1 protein-coding gene is annotated in these 821 nt (G+C 40.9%); it reads left to right on the top strand.

Annotated elements, in window-relative coordinates; genetic code table 11:
- On the top strand, nucleotides 1-821 hold an 821-nt coding region (locus CD150_RS13440), incomplete at both ends, for a GA-like domain-containing protein (protein ID WP_206185637.1).

Below are 821 nucleotides of genomic sequence, written 5' to 3' on the forward strand. Positions count from 1 at the left end.
CCAGATGAAAAAGCAGCAGTAGATGCGTTAATACAAACATTAGAAACAGCGAAGGAAACGGCTCAAGAGAAGATAAATAGCGTACCGAACGGTACTGCAGGCAAAGGTGAATTCCAAACAAGATTAGATAATATTGCATCTGTAACGTCACCAGAAGTAAACGATGTGGATGGTAACGGAGTCTTAGATACGGATCAATTGTCTGAGGCATCTCAAGCCGTAGTGAATGCAGAACAAGTGAAAACAGCAGTTGATACGAAATTGGCAGAAGTAACATCAGATGGATTAGTGACGCCAGATGAAAAAGCAGCAGTAGATGCATCGGTTCAAACATTAGAAACAGCGAAGCAAACAGCACAGGAGAAGATAAACAATGTACCGAGTGGTACTGCAGGTAAAACTGATTTACAAACAAGACTAGATAACATCGTGTCAGTAACATCACCAGAAGTAAACGATGCGGATGGTAATGGTGTGCTAGATACTGAACAATTGTCTGAAGCAACGCAAGCCGTAGCGAATGCAGAACAAGCAAAAACAGCAATAGATAATAAATTAGCAGAAGTAACATCAGATGGTCTAGTAACACCAGATGAAAAAGCAGCAGTAGAAGCGTTAATACAAGCATTAGAAAGTGCAAAACAAACGGCGAAAGAGAAGGTGAATAGTGTACCGAACGGTACTGCAGGCAAAGGTGAGCTACAAACAAGACTGGATAACATTACATCTGTAACATCACCAGAAATAAATGACGTAGATAGCAATGGTGTGCTAGATACTGAACAATTGTCTGAAGCAACGCAAGCAGTGACTAATGCAGA

It is taken from the genome of Staphylococcus ureilyticus (genome assembly GCF_002902235.1).
Taxonomy (GTDB): Bacteria; Bacillota; Bacilli; order Staphylococcales; family Staphylococcaceae; genus Staphylococcus; species Staphylococcus ureilyticus.